The following is a 3,093-nucleotide window of genomic DNA, read 5'->3' as shown; positions in this document are numbered from 1 at the left end:
GGGGGCGGGCCCCGGCCCCCCCGCGCCCCCCCCCGCCTCTCCGTGTCCGGACCCTTCTGCTTCTGCGCGACGGGGCCGATTCTGCGGCGACGGGGCCGACTCTGCGCGACGGGGCCGATGTTGCGGTGTCGGGGTGAGGGGACAGCGCAACGCCGGCCCAAGGGGGCGGATCATCGGCGCCAGCCGCGTTGGGTGAGGACCATGCGTACCTCGCCGGCCACGGCGGGGAAGTCGTCCCTCAGCCGGCGACTGGTCACGTGCAGAACGGTCCAGCCGGCGGCGACCAGGTGGTTGAGCCGGCGACGGTCCCGGTGCAGTTGCTCGGGATCGCTGTGCCAGCGCCCGTCGTACTCCACCGCGACCCGGAACTCCGGCCAGGCGAGATCGGGGTGCAGCACCAGCCCCGACGGCAGCCGTACGGGATGCTGCGCGACCGGCCGGGGCAGGCCGGCCAGCACGAGTCGTACCCGCAGGTGCGACTCGGGCGGTGACTGCGCGGCCGGATCGGCCAGCTCGAAGACCCGGCGGGCCCGTACCCCACCCCGCCGGTCGGCGAAGCGCGTGGCGATCTCGGCGAGGGCGGCCGGGCTGGTCAGCCCCCTGCCGAGCAGCGAGTCGACGATGCCGACCGCCCGGACCGGGTCCAGCCAGGCCGCCGTCTCCCAGGCGGCGAGCGCGGGGGACGACCGGGGCAGGACGGGCGGTGCCGGGTACGGGCCGGTCGTCCGGGGGTGAACGTCCGTCAGCGTCGCCGTGGTGAGCGGGACGGTTCCGGCCGCCCCGAGGCCCGGCCCGTTCCGGGTCGCCGGCCTATCCCTGCCGGTGGCCCCGCCCGCAGGCACCGCCGGTGCGGTGGGCGGAGGCGGCTCGGGGTGCAGGGCCGGTGGGGCGGGTATGCCGGGCAGGAGCCGGGCTGGCGTGGTGATGCCGGTCGATGTGGCGCGGTGTGTTCGACCGACGAGGCGCTGACCACAGGCGTGGGCTTCGCGCTGCTCGCCGGTCGCCGGTGTGGCCTCCTCGGGGAGTTGGCCGGACGCAGACGGTTGGGGATGAGCGGCCGACCCGCCGGGGGTGGCGACGCTGTGCACCCGGATTCCGCCCGGGGCACCGGACCACCCATCGCCCGCACCCGACCACCCGCCAGCCGCACCCGACCACCCGCCAGCCGCGTCGGGCCATCCGCCAGCCGCGTCGCGTCGAGCCCCGCCCGCGTCGAGCCGGATGCCGCTGGGGACGGTGCGACGGGCGGACCGGCGGGAGGCGGACGTGGCCGCCCCCTGGGAGCCGACCCGGGTCGCCCGGGGAACGAGCACGTGCACCTCGTCACCGAAGTCGGCGGCGTGCTCGATCCCGTGCAGATACGCCGCCGACGGACCGGCGACGAGCGTGCCGGCGGGCATCCGGAGGAGGGCGGCGCGGCAGGTCAGGGCGTGGTCGCGGGCGAGTCGGGCATCGGCGTACACGTCGTGGCCGAGCCGGAGCCAGGATGCCCCGCGCAGCTGGTGGCGGGTGAGCAGGCCCTGGCGGATCGCGTCAGAGCCCCGGAACACCTGCCCGACGAGGGCCGCCGGGCGATGAGGTCGAGGTGGCATGACCCCAGCGTCGGACCTCCCGGCCGCTCGCCGAAACCCCTGTGGACAACCGCCCCCGCCCGTGGAACCACCCCCTGTGGACAAACCCCCACCGCACGACACAGCGTGGTAATGCACGTCCCCGCACCGTCGATGCGCCCCGACCCTCTCCCGCCTGCTTCCGCCCCCCGGTCTCCACGCCCTCACCCGCGAGGGCAGTCGAGGGGGAGAGTGCGTGATCGACTCATGTGGGTCGAAGTTGTGGGGTGTAGGCCGGCGGATACCGCTGTTTCGGCCCAGATGAGTCGATCATCGGCCAGGCCAGGCCGGGCCGGGGGACGGTCAGGAAAGGGCGGTGGCGATCGTCCGGGCGGCGGTGGTGACCTGCGGGCCGACCGTGTCGACCGGCAGCGGGGCCAACGAGATCACCCCGACGCTCGCCTCCAGGCCGGGCACCCCGAGCACCGGCGCGGCCACCCCGTACGCCCCGGCCTGGAGTTCCCCGGCGGTGCTCACCGGGCCCGCGTGACCGGCCCGCCCGGCGAGGACGGCTCGCCCGGCGGCCCCGCGTTCCAGCGGGTGCCGGGCCCCCGGCCGGTACGCCACGTGGAACGACGTCCAGCTCGGCTCGACCACGGCCAGGGCGACCCCCTCGCCACCCTCCACCACGGTCAGGTGGGCGGTCGCCCCGGTCTGTTCGGCGAGCCGCCGCAGCGCCGGCAGGGCCCCCTCGGCCAGCAGCGGCTGGGCCCGTCGGGCCAGGTGCAGTACGCCGACGCCGAGGCGCAGCCGGCCGTCGCCGCCCCGGCGCAGCATCCCGTGTCCGGTCAGCGCGCCGACCAGCCGGTACACGGCGGCCCGGCCGATGCCGAGCCGGTGGGCGGCCTCGGTGACGGTCAGCCCGGCCGACGCGTCGGCCACCAGGTGCAGTAGGCGCAGGCCCCGGTCCAGGGTCTGCGCCGTCTCGCCCCCGGCAGGAACCTGAAGCCCCGGCCCGCCACCCGCAGGCACGCGCGGGCCGGGCTCGCCGCCGGCAGCCGGGCGTTGGCCGGCGTCGCCGAAGGCAGGTGATCGGTGGTCCGGCCCGCCCCCCGCAGGCACGCGCGGGCCGGGCTCGCCGCCGGCAGGCATGCGGCGGCCGGGGTCGTCACCTGCCGGCACCTGGTTGCCCGGCTCGTCGGGGGCCGCCGTCGTCTCCACAGCAGGCAGCGTACGACCCGGCTCGGGCCGACCCGGGGGAGCACGGACAGCTACCCTGGTACGGTGACGCTACGCCTGTATGACACCGCCGCCCGATCGGTGCGGGACTTCGTTCCGCGGCAAGCCGGCAAGGTGGGGGTCTACCTGTGTGGTCTCACCCTCCAGGCACCGCCGCACATCGGCCATCTTCGCTCGGGCGTCAACTACGACGTGTTGCGGCGTTGGCTGTCGGCCGCCGGCTTCGAGGTCACCTTCATCCGCAACGTGACCGACATCGACGACAAGATCCTCGTCAAGGCGCAGGAGCAGGGCCGCCCGTTCT

3 protein-coding genes are annotated in these 3,093 nt (G+C 76.1%); 1 reads left to right on the top strand and 2 read right to left on the bottom strand.

Annotated features, from left to right (window positions below):
- Positions 1–170: 170 nt before the first annotated feature.
- Together ACOJTC_RS29860 and ACOJTC_RS29855 are read right to left on the bottom strand one after the other, a co-directional pair.
- A complete protein-coding gene (locus tag ACOJTC_RS29860) occupies positions 171–1,550 on the bottom strand; it encodes an endonuclease domain-containing protein (RefSeq protein WP_420119377.1) in 1,380 nt (459 codons plus the stop codon).
- A gap of 363 nt (positions 1,551–1,913) precedes the next feature.
- A complete protein-coding gene (locus ACOJTC_RS29855) occupies positions 1,914–2,582 on the bottom strand; it encodes an IclR family transcriptional regulator (RefSeq protein ID WP_420119378.1) in 669 nt (222 codons plus the stop codon).
- Positions 2,583–2,834: 252 nt separating this feature from the next.
- On the opposite strand from ACOJTC_RS29855, the gene ACOJTC_RS29850 reads away from it, so the two are divergent.
- On the top strand, positions 2,835–3,093 hold a 259-nt coding region (locus ACOJTC_RS29850; RefSeq protein WP_420119376.1), incomplete at its 3' end, for a class I tRNA ligase family protein.

The sequence above is a fragment of the Micromonospora sp. genome, from assembly GCF_048594385.1.
GTDB classification, from domain to species: Bacteria; Actinomycetota; Actinomycetes; order Mycobacteriales; family Micromonosporaceae; genus Micromonospora; species Micromonospora wenchangensis.
Note: the sequence above shows the minus strand (reverse complement) of the source record. Positions and strands in the feature narration are given on the sequence as shown.